The 16,927-nt window shown below is 72.5% G+C and carries 12 protein-coding genes; 4 read left to right on the top strand and 8 right to left on the bottom strand.

The genetic code is table 11. The annotated features are described in order from the left end of the window. Window positions 1–16: 16 nt before the first annotated feature. Both QL983_RS00085 and QL983_RS00090 read left to right on the top strand, forming a co-directional pair. On the top strand, window positions 17–2,650 hold the full coding sequence (locus QL983_RS00085) for a DEAD/DEAH box helicase (RefSeq protein WP_216881326.1): 2,634 nt from the start codon (window positions 17–19) through the stop codon (window positions 2,648–2,650). 32 nt (window positions 2,651–2,682) lie between these two features. Beyond that, window positions 2,683–4,149: an alpha/beta fold hydrolase gene (locus tag QL983_RS00090; RefSeq protein WP_049147869.1), complete on the top strand. Its 1,467-nt coding sequence runs from the start codon at window positions 2,683–2,685 to the stop codon at window positions 4,147–4,149. 53 nt (window positions 4,150–4,202) lie between these two features. On the opposite strand, the gene QL983_RS00095 is transcribed toward QL983_RS00090, so the two are convergent. From QL983_RS00095 to coaE (QL983_RS00125), 7 genes are all read right to left on the bottom strand, one after another. Continuing rightward, a complete protein-coding gene (locus tag QL983_RS00095; protein ID WP_049147868.1) occupies window positions 4,203–5,462 on the bottom strand; it encodes a TerC family protein in 1,260 nt (419 codons plus the stop codon). Window positions 5,463–5,478: 16 nt separating this feature from the next. After that, window positions 5,479–6,411: a TerC/Alx family metal homeostasis membrane protein gene (locus tag QL983_RS00100; protein ID WP_049147867.1), complete on the bottom strand. Its 933-nt coding sequence runs from the start codon at window positions 6,409–6,411 to the stop codon at window positions 5,479–5,481. 82 nt (window positions 6,412–6,493) lie between these two features. After that, entirely contained in the window at window positions 6,494–7,258 is a 765-nt protein-coding gene (locus QL983_RS00105) for a hypothetical protein (protein WP_122054304.1), read from the bottom strand. After that, window positions 7,255–7,893 carry a SatD family protein gene (locus QL983_RS00110; RefSeq protein WP_044658956.1) on the bottom strand — a complete coding sequence of 213 codons (639 nt, stop codon included), beginning with the start codon at window positions 7,891–7,893 and terminating at the stop codon, window positions 7,255–7,257. Before QL983_RS00110 ends, QL983_RS00105 begins: the two co-directional genes overlap by 4 nt. 76 nt (window positions 7,894–7,969) lie before the next feature. Continuing rightward, on the bottom strand, window positions 7,970–10,099 hold the full coding sequence (gene uvrB / locus QL983_RS00115; protein WP_044658957.1) for an excinuclease ABC subunit UvrB: 2,130 nt from the start codon (window positions 10,097–10,099) through the stop codon (window positions 7,970–7,972). A 37-nt stretch (window positions 10,100–10,136) separates the two neighbouring features. Beyond that, a complete protein-coding gene (gene coaE, locus QL983_RS00120) occupies window positions 10,137–10,784 on the bottom strand; it encodes a dephospho-CoA kinase (protein WP_036315330.1) in 648 nt (215 codons plus the stop codon). After that, a complete protein-coding gene (coaE, locus tag QL983_RS00125) occupies window positions 10,781–13,150 on the bottom strand; it encodes a dephospho-CoA kinase (protein WP_216881324.1) in 2,370 nt (789 codons plus the stop codon). The genes coaE (QL983_RS00120) and coaE (QL983_RS00125) overlap by 4 nt, the downstream gene beginning before the upstream one ends. Before the next feature lie 154 nt (window positions 13,151–13,304). Between coaE (QL983_RS00125) and QL983_RS00130 the strand changes: the two genes are divergently transcribed. Then, window positions 13,305–14,006: a YigZ family protein gene (locus tag QL983_RS00130; RefSeq protein ID WP_069941453.1), complete on the top strand. Its 702-nt coding sequence runs from the start codon at window positions 13,305–13,307 to the stop codon at window positions 14,004–14,006. Then, window positions 13,999–15,216 (top strand): methyltransferase, encoded by a 1,218-nt coding sequence (locus QL983_RS00135; RefSeq protein ID WP_239074202.1) that lies wholly within the window; start codon window positions 13,999–14,001, stop codon window positions 15,214–15,216. Before QL983_RS00130 ends, QL983_RS00135 begins: the two co-directional genes overlap by 8 nt. A gap of 135 nt (window positions 15,217–15,351) precedes the next feature. On the opposite strand, the gene rpsA is transcribed toward QL983_RS00135, so the two are convergent. Continuing rightward, entirely contained in the window at window positions 15,352–16,809 is a 1,458-nt protein-coding gene (gene rpsA, locus QL983_RS00140; RefSeq protein WP_036315338.1) for a 30S ribosomal protein S1, read from the bottom strand. Window positions 16,810–16,927: the final 118 nt, after the last annotated feature.

Consider the following 16,927-nt stretch of genomic DNA (forward strand, 5'->3'; position numbering starts at 1 on the left):
CGATACCCTGGGGGCGATGACTTCTGCCGCCACGAACCCGCCCTCGCTGACCGACCGCATCGACGCGCTCCCGCCGGCCCCGGACGCCGACGACGTCTTCGGGGCCTTCGCGGCCTGGACCGAGGACCGCGGGATCTCGCTCTACCCCGCCCAGGAGGAGGCCGCCCTCGAGCTGGTCCAGGGCCGGCACGTGATCCTGGCGACGCCCACCGGCTCCGGCAAGTCCCTGGTGGCGCTGGCCGCGCACGCCGACGCGCTCGCCCACGACGCCGTCTCCTATTACACGGCGCCGATCAAGGCGCTCGTCTCGGAGAAGTTCTTCGCGCTGGTGGACGTGTTCGGCGCGGAGAACGTCGGCATGGTCACGGGCGACTCCACCGTCAACGGTGACGCGCCCATCATCTGCTGCACCGCCGAGATCCTCGCCAACCGCGCGCTGCGCGAGGGCTCGGGCATGGAGATCGGCACCGTGGTGATGGACGAGTTCCACTACTACGCAGACCCCTCCCGCGGCTGGGCCTGGCAGGTGCCCCTCCTCGAGCTGCCGCAGGCCCGGTTCCTGCTGATGTCGGCCACCCTCGGCGACACCGCCCGCCTCGAGGCGGACCTGACCGAGCGCACCGGGCGCGAGGTCGCCGTCGTCGCCCACGCGCAGCGCCCCATCCCGCTGACGTTCGAGTGGTCCGAGGTGCCGCTGCAGGAGAAGGTCGAGGAGCTCGTGAGCACCCACCAGGCACCGGTGTACATCGTGCACTTCTCGCAGCTGGACGCCGTGGAGACGGCCCAGGGTCTGTCCTCGATCTCGGTGACGTCCAGGGAGGAGAAGGAGGCGATCGCCGCGCGGATCGCCGGCTTCCGCTTCTCCGCGGGCTTCGGGCACACCCTGAACCGCCTTGTCCGGGCGGGCATCGGCGTGCACCACGCGGGCATGCTGCCCAAGTACCGCCGCCTCGTGGAGAAGCTGGCCCAGGACGGGCTGCTCAAGGTCATCTGCGGCACGGACACGCTCGGCGTCGGGATCAACGTGCCGATCCGCACCGTGCTGCTCACCGCGCTGTCCAAGTTCGACGGCGAGAAGACCCGTCTGCTCCAGGCCCGCGAGTTCCACCAGATCGCCGGCCGGGCGGGCCGGGCCGGCTTCGACACCTCCGGCACCGTGGTGGTCCAGGCCCCCGAGCACGTGATCGAGAACAAGGCGGCCGAGCGCAAGGCCGCGGCGAAGTTCGCGAACGTCAAGGACGAGGCCGAGCGGGCCAAGCGCATGAAGCAGTCCGTGAAGTCCGGCAAGCGCAAGACCCCGCCGGCCGGCTTCGTCTCGTGGGGGCCGGCGACGTTCGAGCGCCTCGTCTCCGCCGAGCCGGAGCCGCTGGTCTCCCGCATGCGGATCACGCACTCCATGCTGCTGAACATCCTCGACCGGCCCGGCGACCCGGTGATCGCGGTCCGGCGCCTGCTGCGCGGCACCCACGAGACCCCGGCCCGCCAGGCGGTGCTCATGCGCCGCGCGCTCGGGATCTTCCGGGAGCTGCTGGCCACGGGCGTCGTCGAGCGTCTGCCCGAGCCGGACGCCGAGGGCCGCACCGTGGACCTCACGGTGGACCTGCAGCCGGACTTCGCGCTCAACCAGCCGCTCTCCCCCTTCGCCCTCGCCGCGCTCGACCTGCTGGACCCGGCCGATCCCGACCACGCGCTCGACGTGGTCTCCGTGATCGAGGCGACCCTCGACCCGCCGCGCCAGGTGCTCTCCGCCCAGGTCAAGCACGCCAAGGGCGAGGCCGTGGCCGCCATGAAGGCCGAGGGCATGGACTACAACGACCGCATGCGGGCCCTCGACGAGATCACCCACCCGCGGCCGCTGGCCGAGCTCCTCGAGCAGCAGTTCGAGCTCTACCGGCAGGACGCCCCGTGGCTCGCGGAGTTCGAGCTGACCCCCAAGTCCGTGGTGCGCGACATGTTCGAGCGGGCCATGGGCTTCGGCGACTACGTGCGGTTCTACGGGATCGCCCGGTCCGAGGGCGTGCTGCTGCGCTACCTCACGGACGCGGTCAAGGCGCTGCGCCACACGGTGCCCGAGGCGGCCCGCACCGAGGATCTCCAGGTGCTGCTGGACTGGCTCGACGAGATGGTGAAGCAGACCGACTCGTCCCTCCTGGAGGAGTGGGAGGACCTGGTGGCCGGGGACATCGACGAGCTGCGCCGGGACATGGAGGCGCTCGAGCCGCCGGCGCCGCCTCGCCTGACGGACAACGAGCCCGTGTTCCGGGTGATGGTCCGCAACGCGATGTTCCAGCGGGTGCGCCTGTTCGGCGACGAGCGGGACGAGGCGCTCGCGCGCCTGTCCGGCGACCTGTCCGCCGACGACTGGGCCGACGCCCTCGACGCCTACTTCGACGACCACGAGGACATCGACGACGGCCCCGCCGCGCGCGGCCCCGAGCTGTTCCGCGTGACCGCGGCCCCCGACGTCGCCGCCCCGCTGGAGCTGGCCGGCCCGCGCTGGTGGGCGGTGCGGCAGATCCTGAAGGACCCCGACGGGGACCTGGACCACGGGATCAACGCCGTGGTCGACCTGGACGCCTCCGACGAGGCGGGCCACCCCGTGATCCGGGTGGTCTCCGTGGGCGCGCCCGAGTCCGGGTGGGGCCTGTGAGCGCCGGGGACGCCCGGGCGGCAGGACGGCCCGTGGCGGGCGACCCGCGCGGCTTCGCCCCGCTCGAGCCGGCCCGCCACCGCGTGGGCGAGCGCACCGAGCTCTACGACGGCACCGTCACGGTGGACCACTGGTTCACGGTGCCGATCGACCACGCGCTGGGCCTCGCCGAAGCCGAGGCGCAGGACGCGGCGGGCACCGGCGTCGGGCCGCACCGGCGCGGCACGTTGACCGTCTTCGCCCGGGAGATCCGGGCGAAGGACGACCCCGGGGGCGAGCGTCCCTGGGCCCTGTACCTCCAGGGCGGCCCCGGCAGTGCCGGGCCCCGCCCGGCGCGCCTGAGCGGCTGGCTCGGCGCGCTGGCCGAGAGCCACCGCGTGCTGCTGCTGGACCAGCGCGGCACGGGGCGCTCGACCCCGGCCACCGTGGCGACCCTGACCGCCCCGGGCGCCTTCGCCACGGACGAGGCCCGCGCCGAGCACCTGGTACACCTGCGGGCGCCCTCGATCGTGCGGGACGCCGAGATGCTGCGCCTCGCCCTCGGCGCCGGGCCGTGGACCACGCTGGGCCAGAGCTTCGGCGGGTTCTGCACGCTGAGCTACCTCTCCTTCCACCCCGAGGGCCTGCAGCGCAGCCTGGTGACCGGCGGCCTCGCCCCGCTCACCGGCCACGCCGACCGGGTCTACCGGGCCACCTACGCCCGGATGCGGGCCCGCGCCGAGGAGTTCTTCGACCGGCACCCGGCCGACCGCGACGCGTGGGCGGAGGCCGTGGGGCTGATCCGCGCCGCCGAGGACGCGGGCGCCCCGATCCCCCTGCCCGGCGGCGGGCCGCTCACCGTGGGACGGGCCCAGGCCCTGGGCATGCTGCTGGGCGGCAACACCCGCGTGGACCGCCTGCACTGGGTCCTCGCCGAGGCCGTGGACCGCACCGGGCCCGCGCCGCGCCTGTCCGAGACGTTCCTGGCCGCCGTCGCCGACCAGGACGACCGCCTCGTCAACCCGCTCTACACCGTGCTGCACGAGGCGATCTACGCGCAGCCGGCGGACCTGGCCGGCGGCCGGGCGGACACCGGCTGGTCGGCGTCCCGGATGCTCGCCGAGCACCCGGACTTCGACCCGGAGGCGACCACGGTCCCGCTGCCCACGGGCGAACACGTCATGCCCTGGTCCGTCGAGGTCGACCCCCGGCTGCGGCCCCTGGCCGGCACGGCGCGGCTGCTCGCCGAGCGCACGCAGTGGGGCCCGCTCTACGACGTGGCCTCCCTGGCGCAGAACACCGTCCCCGTGGCCGCCGCCGTCTACGCGGACGACGTGTACGTGGACCGGGACCTCTCGATCGAGACCGCGCGGCGCGTCCGCGGCCTGCGGGTGTGGGAGACCGGCGCCTTCCACCACGACGGCATCGCCGACGACGGGCCGGCGATCCTCGACCGGCTCCTGGCGATGACCGCGCCGGACGGCGCCGGGACGACGACGGCCCCCGACCCGGTCGACTGACCGGCCCGGGGGCCCGGGCGCCGGCGGAGGGCTCCCCCGGCGCCGTGATCGGCTCAGACGGTGGGCCCGTCCTGCCGCACGATCTGCTCGGAGACCCCGCGCGCGTCGTCGTCACGGGGATCGGCGAGCCGGGTCTCGTGGGCCGTGCGGATGATGGCCGACCACGCGTCCTTGTGCTCGAGCAGCTGGTCGCGCCAGCGCTGGTCCACGGCCTCGGCCCGGGCCGTCCAGCGATCCATCAGGGCGGCGGCGCGCTCGCGCTCGGCCGGGTCGGCGTCCTCGGGCAGCTTCGAGTACCGGTACGAGTACTTCTCGGCGTTCTGCAGCGCCCGCAGGGCCTGGCCCTTCGGCGAGGCCAGGGAGATCGCCACGGTGATCGCCAGGATCACGACGACGACCACGAGGGACAGCGTCGTGGGGATCTCGACGACGGGCACGTTCTCGCCGCCGTTGATGAACGGCAGGTTGTTCTCGTGCAGGGCGTGCAGGATCAGCTTCACGCCGATGAACGCCAGCAGCGCGGAGAGCCCGTAGGCCAGGTAAACGAGGCGGTCGAGCAGGCCGTCGATCAGGAAGTACAGCTGGCGCAGGCCCATGAGCGAGAACGCCGTGGCGGTGAAGACGATGTACGCCTCCTGGGTCACGCCGAAGATCGCGGGGATGGAGTCGAAGGCGAAGAGGATGTCCGTGGCGCCGATCGCGATCATCACGAGGAGCATCGGCGTCATGAGGCGCTTGCCGTCCACCGTCGTGAAGAGGCGGTCGCCGTCGAACTGCTCGGAGGCGGGCAGGAACCGCTTGACCAGGCGGACCATCACGTTGTCCGCCTCGTCCTGGGCGCCCTCGGCGTCGCCGGACATCTCGCCCTTGAGCTGGCCGCCGGCGATGATCAGCAGGAACAGGCCGAAGAGGTAGAACACGTCGGACCACGCGGCGATGACGGCGGCGCCCAGCAGGATGAACAGGGTGCGCGAGATCAGCGCGAAGGTGATGCCGAACAGGAGCACCTTCTGCTGGTACTCGCGCGGCACCCGAAAGCTGGCCATGATGACCAGGAAGACGAACAGGTTGTCGACGCTGAGCGCCTTCTCCAGCAGGTAGCCGGTGTAGTACTCGACCGCGTGCTGGGTGTCGCCGAAGGCGAAGAACACGAGGCCGAAGACGAGCGCGAGGCCGACGTAGACGCCGGACCAGATCGCGGCCTCCCGGATCGACGGCGTGTGCGCCTTGCGGACATGGGCGAAGTAGTCGAACGCGAGGAGCCCGACGATCAGCGCGATCGTCAAGCCCCAGGTCAGGCCGTTGATTTCCACGGGTCACCTCTCGGCGTCAGGGGTCAGGACGGTGCCGCAAGTCTCTCCGCCCGCCGCGACCGCGGCCCGGGCCCCTGTGTCCGGCCGGCGGCGCGCTCTCGGCGGCCGCGGCGTGCTGACGTCCACAGTGTTCGGGATACTCCCCTACGTCGCCGGTCAGTCTACCCGGTCGCACGACGACGCCCCGACCCGCGGCGGGCGGAGCGGGGCGTCGTCGGGCCCGCTGGCGCAGGCCCATGAGGGCGAAGATATTGGCGGTCAGGACGATGAACCAGTTCTGGGTGAGGCCGAAGATCGCCGGGATGGAGTCCACCGCGAACATCACGTCCGTCAGGCCGATCGTGATGAACACGACCACCATGGGGGTGAACATGCGCCGGCCGTCCACGGTGGTGCGCAGTCGGTTGCCGTCGTAGTCCGGCGCCACGTTGAGGCGGCGGGTCAGGCGGGCCACGACGCCCGGCTCGGACTCCTCGTCCCCGCCGTCGTCCTTGAGCTGCTGCCAGGCGGTCCAGAGCAGGAAGGCGCCGAAGATGTAGAACTCCCACGTCAGGTGCTCGATGGCGACGGCGCCGACCGCGATGAACACCGCGCGGGCGATCAGCGCGATGATGATGCCCACCATCAGCACCTCCTGCTGGTAGCGGCGGGGCACCTGGAACGTGGCCATGATGATGAGGAACACGAACAGGTCGTCCACGCTGAGGCTGTACTCGGTGACCCAGCCGGCGAGGAACTCGGTGCCGTGCTGCGCATCGCCCAGGGCGAAGAGCAGCCCCGCGAAGAGCAGCCCCGCGAAGACCAGCGCCAGCGCCACGTAGAACCCGATCCACAGGCCGGCCTCCTTCATGGAGGGCTCGTGGGGGCGGCGCGCGACGTACAGCAGGTCGAGCAGGAGGATGACGCCGAGGACCACAAGGGTCGTGGTCTCGAAGGCGGGACAGAGCACGTCCTTGGAGGGGTTCCTTTCGTGGGGGCCGCGCCAGTCTAGACGGGTGCGGCCCCGCGCGCGGATGCGGGTGGGCCCGGTCTCAGGCTGCGCCGGGGGCGGTCAAGCCGAGGGCGAGCCAGACGACGACGGCGCCGGCGGCGGCCAGGCCCCAGCTGGCGAGGGAGCCGATGAGGAACTCCTCCGCGCGCGAGCCGGCTCCGCGGTCCGCCGAGATCTCCGGGAAGCGCACGATGCCCTTGGCCGCCATCAGGGCCGCGATCACCGGATAGGCCTGCGCGAGCCCCAGCACGACCATGAGCAGCCGCTCCATGGGCCCGATGTAGCGGCCGCCGCGCAGGCCGTCGGCCGCGGGGTCCGTGGGCGCGGCGGACGGCACGGTCGTGGGCTCCGCCGCGGGGTCCTCCGCCTCCTCGTCGCCTCCGTCGGCGGGCCGGCCCGCCAGGGCGAGGACCGCGCGGGTGACCCGGTTGCCGGTCTCGGTCAGGGCCAGCGCCACCGCCAACAGCGTGAGGGCCGGGGGCGCGGAGCGCAGGCCCGCGGGCGCCAGGGTCGACTCGAGCACGGCCACCAGGCCGACCACGGCCACCACCGCGACCACCCCGAGCGGCCGGTCCGGGTGCAGCCACGTCCAGCCCATCAGCAGGCCGAGGGACACCAGGCCGCCGCCCACCGCGACGGCCACGCCGGTCGGCGCCAGCACGGCCACCAGCACCGCGGCGAGGACGGCGGCCACGGCCGCGCCGGCCCGGGCGAGCCACCGCCGCCGTGGGGCGGGCCAGGCGCCGGGCAGGACGGCGTCGAGCAGGTCGTGCAGCCCCAGGGCGAGCAGTGCGAGGGCGGTCACGGCGCGACCTCCGTCGCCGCGGCGGCGAGCTCGGCGTCCAGCTCGAGCAGCCGGCCGATCCCGGACCGCGCGACGGTCTGCGACACCGCGGACTGCGTGATCCGCTCCGCCCGTGCGGCCTCCGCCTGGGTCGCCCCGCCCAGCAGGGCTGCGGCGATCCGGCGTTCGCGGGCCTTGAGCCGGCCGAGGACGTGGTCGCGCAGCAGGGCGAGCCCGTCCACGGCGGCGGTGAGGGACGGGTCCGCGGCACGGAAGGCGGTCGCGGCGCCGGCGGCCCGCTCGTGCGCGTGCTCGACGGCCTCGCGGGCCCGATACCAGGCCGTGCCGTCCTCGATGCCGTCTCCGCCGGCGTCCAGGGCCCGCCGCTGCCCCAGGCCGATCCCGAAGCGCAGGTCGAGGCCCGGGGGCAGGGCGAGCGTGACGCGGACGGTCAGCCGGAGCGCGTCCGGCCAGGTGCGGTGCAGCGCCTGGAACTCGTCGCCGACGCTGGCCCAGGCGGGGCGCAGCGGCGGGACGTCCTGTTCCGCGGCCGCGAAGGCGGCCAGGATCTGCTCCTGCGCGCGCTCCCGGTCCGGGAGGGCGCGGGAGCCGACGATGTCCGCGATCACGGCCGCGACCGGGGGTGCTGCGCTCATGGCGTCACACTATCACTGATATGACGACATTCATCAGTGTTTTCATAACACCCTGGGTCGGCATCATGCCGGGTGGTCACTGCTCCCGCTTCATCTGCCGCAGCTCCTTCTTGAGCTCGCCGACCTCGTCGCGCAGGCGGGCGGCGAGCTCGAACTGCAGGTCCGCCGCCGCCTGGTGCATCTGCTTCGACATCTGCTCGATCAGATCGGCCAGGTCCTTGGCGGGCAGCGACGCCGGGTCCACCGCCGGAGCCTCGGTGCCCTCCCCTGTGGTCGCGTCCCGGTCCAGCGAGCTGAGGCCTCGGTGGCCCATGCCGAAGTCGAACCCGGACTTCACGCCGCCCATGCCCTTGAGGAAGTCGGCGGTGTCCGCGTCCTCCCGGGCCAGCTGGTCCGTGATGTCCGCGATGCGCTTGCGCAGCGGCTGGGGGTCGATCCCGTGCTCCTCGTTGTACGCGATCTGCACGGCCCGGCGCCGCTCGGTCTCCTCGATCGCCCGCCGCATGGAGTCCGTGACGTTGTCGGCGTACATGTGGACCTCGCCGGAGACGTTGCGGGCGGCGCGGCCGATGGTCTGGATGAGGGAGGTGGTGGAGCGCAGGAACCCCTCCTTGTCCGCGTCCAGGATCGCCACGAGCGAGACCTCGGGCAGGTCCAGGCCCTCGCGCAGCAGGTTGATGCCCACCAGCACGTCGAAGGTGCCCTTGCGCAGCTCCCGCAGCAGCTCCACGCGGCGCAGCGTGTCCACATCCGAGTGGAGGTACTCGACCTTCACCCCCGCCTCGAGCAGGTAGTCCGTGAGGTCCTCGGCCATGCGCTTGGTCAGCGTGGTCACCAGGACGCGCTCGTCCTTGGCCGTGCGCACGCGGATCTGCTCGAGCAGGTCGTCGATCTGCCCCTCGGTCGGCTTGACCACCACCTGCGGGTCCACCAGCCCGGTGGGCCGGATGATCTGCTCGACGTAGCCGTCCGCCTGGCCGAGCTCGTAGGCGCCCGGCGTCGCGGAGAGGTACACGGTCTGCCCGATCCGCTCGAGGAACTCGTCCCACTTCAGCGGGCGGTTGTCCATGGCCGAGGGCAGGCGGAAGCCGTGCTCCACGAGGGTGCGCTTGCGGGACATGTCCCCCTCGTACATCGCGCCGATCTGCGGGATGGTCACGTGGGACTCGTCCACCACGAGCAGGAAGTCGTCCGGGAAGTAGTCCAGCAGGCAGTGCGGGGCGGAGCCGGCGGGACGGCCGTCGATGTGGCGCGAGTAGTTCTCGATGCCGTTGCAGTAGCCCATCTGCTGCATCATCTCGAGGTCGTACGTGGTGCGCATGCGCAGCCGCTGCGCCTCGAGCAGCTTGTCCTGGGACTCCAGCTCCTGCAGCCGCTCCCGCAGCTCGTCCTCGATGGTGGTGATCGCCCGGCCCATGCGCTCGTCGCCGGCCACGTAGTGCGAGGCCGGGAAGATGTACATCTCCTCCTCCTCGCGCACCACCTGGCCGGTGAGCGGGTGCAGGGTCTGGATGGACTCGATCTCGTCCCCGAAGAACTCGATGCGCACCGCGAGCTCCTCGTACATGGGGATGATCTCCACGGTGTCCCCCCGCACCCGGAAGGTGCCGCGGTGGAAGTCGACGTCGTTGCGCACGTACTGCATCTGCACGAACCGCCGCAGGAGCACGTCCCGGTCCATCTCCGCACCGCGGCGCAGGGTGACCATCTGCTCGATGTACTCCTCGGGCGTGCCGAGGCCGTAGATGCAGGAGACGGTGGCCACCACGATCACGTCCCGCCGGGTCAGCAGCGCGTTCGTGGCCGAGTGGCGCAGCCGCTCGACCTCCTCGTTGATGGAGGAGTCCTTCTCGATGAAGGTGTCCGTCTGCGGGACGTACGCCTCGGGCTGGTAGTAGTCGTAGTAGGAGACGAAGTACTCGACCGCGTTGTTGGGCAGCAGCTCCCGGAACTCGTTGGCCAGCTGCGCCGCGAGCGTCTTGTTCTGCACCATCACCAGCGTGGGCCGCTGGAGGCGCTCGACGAGCCACGCCGTCGTCGCCGACTTGCCCGTGCCGGTGGCGCCCATCAGGACGACGTCCTTCTCCCCCGCCTCCACGCGCTCGGCGAGCTCGGCGATGGCCTTCGGCTGGTCACCGGAGGGCTGGTAGGGGGAGATGACCTCGAACGGGGCGACGACGCGGTTGATCTTCTGGGCCAGGCTCATGGCAGAACCCTACGTCGCGCCCCGGACACCCCGGCGGTCAGTCCGCCGAGGGCTCAGCCGCGCCGGGGGCGAGGAACCGGTCCCACACCTGGTTCGCCACGGACGCGAGCCGCTCGAGGTCGGCGTCGTTGACGATGACCACGTCCGCGACGGCGCGCCGCTGCTCGTCCGTGGCCTGGGCCGCGATCCGCGCCTCGGCGTCCGCGCGGCTCATGCCGCGGTCCTCCACCATCCGGCGCAGGCGCTCCTCGAGCGGGGCCTCCACCACGATCACGAGGTCGAACGCGTCCGCCTGCCCGGTCTCCACCAGCAGCGGCACGTCCTGGACCACGACGGCGTCCGGCCCGGCCTCGGCGACGATGCGCCGGGCCGCAGCCCGGATCCGGGGGTGCACGATGCGGTTCAGGCGCTGTCGGGCGCCCTCGTCCCCGAAGACGATGCGGGCCATCTCGACGCGGTCGAGCTCACCGTCCGCGGTGATGACGCGGTCCCCGAACTCGTCCTGGACGGCGGCCAGCCCGTCGGTGCCCTTCTCGAGGACCAGCCGGGCGAGGGCGTCCGAGTCCACCAGGAGCGCGCCACGCTCCTGCAGGACACGGGCCACCGCGGACTTGCCGGCGGCGATCCCGCCGGTCAGGCCCACATGGACGCGCGGCCGTTCGGCCACCGGGTCGGTCTCGGTCATACGCGCTCTCCTCGGGCAGCCTCGAGCTGAGGCTGGATCTTGGCCTCCCAGTATGCCCGGACGGCCTCCTTCAGGTCCTCGAGCGAGCCGTCGTTCTCGATCACGGTGTCCGCGATCTCGGCCCGCTCCTCGTCCGCCGCCTCCTCATCGATGAAGGCCCAGGCCTGCTCGCGGGTCATGTCGTGGGACTCCATGAGCCGGGCGACACGCACCTCGGCGGGAGCAGAGACGGCCAGCACCTGGTCGAAGTCGTGCTCGGAGCCGGTCTCGGCCAGCAGGGCCAGGTCGACCACCAGCACGGAGTCCTCGCCGACCTCGCGAGCCCGGCGGTTCGCCTCGTCGCGCACCGCCGGGGCGACGATCTCGTACATGCGCGTCCGGGCGGTCGAGCTCTCGGCGGTGAGCCGGTTGAGGGTGCGCGCGTCCAGGGTGCCGTCCGCGCGGACGATGTCGTCGCCGAAGACCGAGCGGAGCTCCTCGAGCACGGGGCTGCCGGGCACGAGGATCTCCCCCATCAGGTCATCGAACTCCACGACGACGGCCCCCAGCCGCTCGAGCTCCGCGCCGACCTCGGTGCGGCCCGAGGCGATGCCGCCGGTCAGGCCGACGGTGACGAGGGCCTTGGCCGCGTCGATGCGCTGCTGGTGCCACGTCTTCGGGGTGTGCGTGTCGTTCTCCGGCTCGGTGCCGACCTCGAACTCGGGGCGGATCACGAAGTCCGAGACGTCCACGCCGTCCTCGGTGGCGCGGCGGCGGTACTCCTCGACCGGCAGCACCTGCTTCCACTGGCGGGTCCGCATGGGCCGCGCGGCACCCGCGTCCTCGCGCAGGGCCTGCAGCAGCAGTGCGGCCTGCGTGACGGTGATGAGCAGGATGGGCAGGCCGATCACGATGATGACCTCCTGCAGCGCCGCCAGGCCGTTCTCGCCCGCGGTGAGGATGATGGCCGCGCAGACCGCGCCGATGGACACGGCCCAGAACACGGACTGGCGGCGGGGCGCGGCATCCTCGTGGCCATTGGCCATCGCGTCCATCACGAGCGCGCCCGAGTCGATCGAGGTGATGAAGAACAGCGTGATGACCACGAGCGCCACGACCGCGGCCACCGTGTAGAGCGGCGTGCCCTGCAGGTGCTGGAACAGGGCGGCCTGGACGTTGCCGTCGGTGACGATCGTCTGCGTGAGGTCACCGCCCTGGCCCGGCGCCGGCGCGGTGGCGCGGTCCGACTGGAACGCGGAGTAGCCGTAGATGCCCATCCAGATGATGACGAACGCCGTGGGCAGGCCGAGGCCGGCCATGATGAAGGAGCGGATGGTGCGGCCGCGTGAGATGCGGGCGAAGAACATCCCCACGAAGGGCGCCCACGTCACGGTCCAGGCCCAGTAGAAAACGGTCCAGTCACCGGACCACTGGCCCGAGTTGTACGTGTCGTTGTAGGTGGAGAGCACGGGCAGCATGGAGGCGTACTCGCCGATCGCCTGCACGGTGCCGCGGATGACGTCCATGCTGGAGACGGCCCACATCAGGACGTACACGAGCAGGGCGATCGCCAGCAGGATGTTGCCGTAGGACAGCCGCTTGACGCCCTTGTCCATGCCGGCCAGCACGGAGGCCGTGCCCACGGCGGTGACGACGGCCAGGATGAGCGCCTGGACCCAGCCGGCCACGGGGGTGCCCAGCACGTAGTTCATGCCCGCGTTGATCTGCAGGGCGCCCAGGCCCACGGACACGCCGAGGCCGAACACGGTGGAGACCACGGCGATGATGTCGATCGTCTTGCCGATGGGGCCGTGGATGCGATCGCCGAGGAGGGGCTGGAAGGCGGAGGACACGCGCGGGGGCAGCTTGCGCTTGTACGTGAAGTAGCCGAAGCACAGGCCCGGGACGAGCAGGATCGCCCACATGTGGATGCCGAAGTGGAAGTTCGCGATCGCCATGGCCTCCGAGGCCGCGCGGTCGGAGAACGGCTCCGTCCCCGCCATGGGCGGGTTGGCGTAGTGGTTCATCGGCTCCGCGATGCCCCAGAACATCAGCACCGCGCCGACGCCGGCGGCGAACATCATGCCGAACCAGGTCAGGCCGGAGTACTCCGGCACCGCGTCGTCGTCGCCGAGCTTGACCCGGCCGTACCGGGTCACGGCGAGGATGAACAGGAACGCCACCAGCAGGGTCAGGCTGAGGGTGTAGATCCAGCCGACGTCGTAGCGCAGCCAGCTCGAGACCACGCCGAAGGCCGCCTGGACCGGGCCAGGGAACAGGCCCATCGCGGCGGTGAAGAGCACGACCGCGGCGGCCGAGCCGAAGAAGATCGCCGGACTCGTGCGGAGCCCCAACGTGTCGTGCAGGCGAGTGAGCGGGGAAGTCATGAGTCTCCCGGGACAGGGTCGTGGGAGGCCCGCGGCGGCACGCGTGCACGCTCACCGGTGGGCCGGTGCCGGGTGGCACGGTCTTCCACTGTACCGAAGCTCACGTCCGGGCTCGACGGCGTGCCCGTCCTCGGCCAGCCCCTAGGGTGGGGTCATGCCCGATCCCGCCCCCGCCCCGACCGCGCGCTGCACGGTCCTGCCGGCGTCCGCCCGCGACCCCGACGGCTGGCTGGAACGGGAGGTGGAGATCCGCCGCAGCCGCTTCCTCACCTACCTCGGGCGCGTCGAGGACGAGGCGCAGGCGCGCGAGATGGTCGCCGTCCTGCGGCGCCGGCACCACGACGCGCGGCACGTGTGCAGCGCGTTCGTCCTCGGCCCCGCCCGGGACCGGATGCGCTCCAGCGACGACGGCGAGCCCGCCGGCACGGCCGGCGTCCCCATGCTCGAGGCCGTCCTCCAGCGCGAGACCGCGCCGGGCCGGACCGACCTGACGGACGTGTGCGCCGTCGTCGTGCGCTGGTTCGGGGGGATCAAGCTGGGCGCCGGGGGCCTGGTGCGCGCCTACTCGGACTCGGTGTCCGGGGCACTCGACGCCGCCCCGCTGCGCACCCGCTCCCGGCTGGCCCTGCTCGCGGTGGAGGCGCCCCACACCGACGCCGGCCGGTGGGAGAACGAGCTGCGCGCGGCGGGCGTGTCCGTGCTGGAGGCGAGCTACGGCGCCGCGGCGGTACGCCTGACGGTCGGCGTGCCGGACACCGAGGAGGCCCGCGCGGCGTTCGCGGAGCGGCTCGCGGACGTCACGGCCGGCGCGGGGCATGCGGAACGGATCGGAGAGGACTGGGTGGACCATGAGTGAACCGCTGCCCCGGGGGGTCACCCCCGATGTCGCCCACGGCGGGCTGCCGGACGACCTCACCGCGGGCGTGGACTTCGCGGCGCTGGATCGGTGGCCGCTGCCGCCCGAGCCCGACCGCCAGGCCCACGACGCGGCGGACCTGCTCCTGCTCGACACCCTGGCCGGGTGGATCGCGAGCGGGCACGTCCCCGGCCCGGTGGCCGTCCTGGAGGACCGACACGGCGCCCTGACCCTGCCCCTGCTCACGGCCGGCCACGACGTGCGGGTCCACCAGGACGACGCCTCCGCCGAGCGCTCGCTGGACGCGAACCTCGCCGCGTGGCGCGCCGCCGGTCGCCTCGGCGGGGAGGCGGGCGAGCTCGAGCGAACGGCCACGCCCGAGGACGCGGCCCGGGGAGCCCGGACGGTCCTGCTGCCGCTGCCCCGCTCGCTCGACGAGCTCGACCGGCTGTCCCGGATCGTCGCAGCCGCGGCCGACCCCGGCGTGGTCCTGCTGGCCGGCGGCCGCGACAAGCACATGAGCCCGCGCATGAACGCGGTGCTCGGCGCGGCCTTCGAGGACGTCGTCGCCGGACGGGGCCGCCGCAAGGCGCGCGTGCTCACGGCCCGGGGCCCGCGTCCCGGCGTGACCCCCCGGCCACCGGAGGAGGCCGACCGCGACGTCCCCGGCGTGGGGAGCCTGCATCTGGTGGCCCACGCCGGCGCCTTCGGTGGTGCCGCCGCCGACCCGGGCTCCCGTCTGCTGCTCGCCTCGCTCGCCGACGACCCGCGCCCGCCCGGGCGCGTCGTGGACCTGGGCTGCGGCAACGGGCTGCTCTCGGTCGGGGCGGCGCGGCTGTGGCCGCACGTCACCGTGCTGGCCACCGACCAGTCCGCCGTGGCGGTGGCCTCGACGCTGGCCACGGCCCGCGCGAACCGCGTGGCGGACCGCGTCCGGGCCGTGCGCGACGACGCCCTGACCACGTGGCCGGACGGGACGGAGGAGTGCGTGCTCCTGAATCCCCCGTTCCACGACGGCAACGCCGTGGACCCCTCCGTGGCCCACCGGCTGGTGGCGGCCGCGGCGCGGGTGCTGGAGCCGGGCGGCCGGCTGTGGTGCGTCTGGAACTCGCACCTGCGGTACCGGCCGGTGCTGGAGGACCTCGTCGGGCCGACCCGGCAGACGGCGCGCGACCGCACGTTCACCGTGACGGTCTCCGAGCGCCGCTGAGCGCGGCCGTCGGGTCCCGTCCGCTCCCCCACGGCCAGCCCCCCGGGACGCGACGACGCCCCGCCCCTCCGGAGGGAGGGACGGGGCGTCGGGTGCTCGGCGCGGGCCGTCAGGGACGGTCACGCACCGCGGCGATCAGTTGCCGGTGAGCTTCTCGCGCAGGGCGGCGAGGGCCTCGTCGGAGGCCAGGGTGCCGCCGTCCGAGGACGGGGCCTCGGAGGAGTAGGACGAGCCGCCCAGGCCCGCACCGGCGTCGGCGCCGGCGGTGGCCTCCTCCTGGAGGGAGCGGCGCACCTGCTCCTTGTGGGCCTCCCAGCGGGCCTGAGCGTCGGCGTACTGCTGCTCCCAGGCGGCGCGCTCGGTCTCGAAGCCCTCCATCCACTCGTTGGTCTCGACGTCGAAGCCCTCGGGGTACTTGTAGTTGCCCTCCTCGTCGTACTCCGCGGCCATGCCGTAGAGCGCCGGGTCGAACTCGGTGCCCTCGGGGTCCACGCCCTCGTTGGCCTGCTTGAGGGACAGGGAGATGCGGCGACGCTCGAGGTCGATGTCGATGACCTTGACGAACAGCTCGTCGTTGACCGACACGACCTGCTCGGCGGTGTCGATGTGGCGCGAGGCCAGCTCCGAGATGTGCACGAGGCCCTCGATGCCGTCCTCCACGCGGACGAACGCACCGAACGGCACGAGCTTGGTGACCTTGCCCGGCACGACCTGGCCGAGGGCGTGGGTGCGGGCGAAGAGCTGCCACGGGTCCTCCTGGGTCGCCTTCAGCGACAGGGAGACACGCTCGCGGTCCATGTCCACCTCGAGGACCTCGACGGTGACCTCCTGGCCCACCTCGACGACCTCGGACGGGTGGTCGATGTGCTTCCAGGACAGCTCGGAGACGTGCACGAGGCCGTCCACGCCGCCCAGGTCCACGAAGGCGCCGAAGTTGACGATGGAGGACACGGTGCCGTTGCGGACCTGGCCCTTCTCCAGCTTGTGGAGGAAGTTGGAGCGGACCTCGGACTGGGTCTGCTCGAGCCAGGCGCGGCGGGACAGGACCACGTTGTTGCGGTTCTTGTCCAGCTCGATGATCTTCGCCTCGAGCTTCTGGCCGATGTAGGGGGCCAGGTCGCGCACGCGGCGCATCTCCACGAGGGAGGCCGGGAGGAAGCCGCGCAGGCCGATGTCGAGGATGAGGCCGCCCTTGACCACCTCGATGACGGTGCCCTCGACGACGCCGTCCTCCTCCTTGATCTTCTCGATGTCGCCCCAGGCGCGCTCGTACTGGGCGCGCTTCTTCGAGAGGATCAGGCGACCCTCCTTGTCCTCCTTGGTGAGGACCAGGGCCTCGACGGTGTCGCCCACGGCCACGACCTCGTCCGGGTCCACGTCGTGCTTGATGGACAGCTCGCGGGACGGGATGACGCCCTCGGTCTTGTAGCCGATGTCGAGCAGGACCTCGTCGCGGTCCACCTTGACGACGGTGCCCTCGACGAGGTCGCCATCGTTGAAGTACTTGATGGTCGCGTCGATGGCGGCGAGCAGGTCCTCGGCAGAGCCGATGTCGTTGATGGCGACCTGCGGGGCGTTGGAAGTGGTGGTCATGTAGGAGGGACTCCGTTGGGATCGGGGGTCACGTCGGGATCGATGCCGCCGGTGGGCGGCATCCGGGCACCAGAGGGGCCCCACCCGGCGTGGGTCGTGATGGACATGTATCAAATGC

Source organism: Micrococcus sp. APC 4021 (assembly GCF_030407635.1).
GTDB lineage: Bacteria > Actinomycetota > Actinomycetes > Actinomycetales > Micrococcaceae > Micrococcus > Micrococcus luteus.

Excerpts from the sequence above, each read along its gene's own strand:
- rpsA (WP_036315338.1), bottom strand. The coding sequence starts at position 16,809 with ATGACCACCACTTCCAACGCCCCGCAGGTCGCCATCAACGACATCGGC.
- coaE (WP_216881324.1), bottom strand. The coding sequence starts at position 13,150 with ATGACTTCCCCGCTCACTCGCCTGCACGACACGTTGGGGCTCCGCACG.
- QL983_RS00110 (WP_044658956.1), bottom strand. The coding sequence starts at position 7,893 with ATGAGCGCAGCACCCCCGGTCGCGGCCGTGATCGCGGACATCGTCGGC.
- QL983_RS00085 (WP_216881326.1), top strand. The coding sequence starts at position 17 with ATGACTTCTGCCGCCACGAACCCGCCCTCGCTGACCGACCGCATCGAC.
- coaE (WP_036315330.1), bottom strand. The coding sequence starts at position 10,784 with ATGACCGAGACCGACCCGGTGGCCGAACGGCCGCGCGTCCATGTGGGC.
- uvrB (WP_044658957.1), bottom strand. The coding sequence starts at position 10,099 with ATGAGCCTGGCCCAGAAGATCAACCGCGTCGTCGCCCCGTTCGAGGTC.
- QL983_RS00135 (WP_239074202.1), top strand. The coding sequence starts at position 13,999 with ATGAGTGAACCGCTGCCCCGGGGGGTCACCCCCGATGTCGCCCACGGC.
- QL983_RS00130 (WP_069941453.1), top strand. The coding sequence starts at position 13,305 with ATGCCCGATCCCGCCCCCGCCCCGACCGCGCGCTGCACGGTCCTGCCG.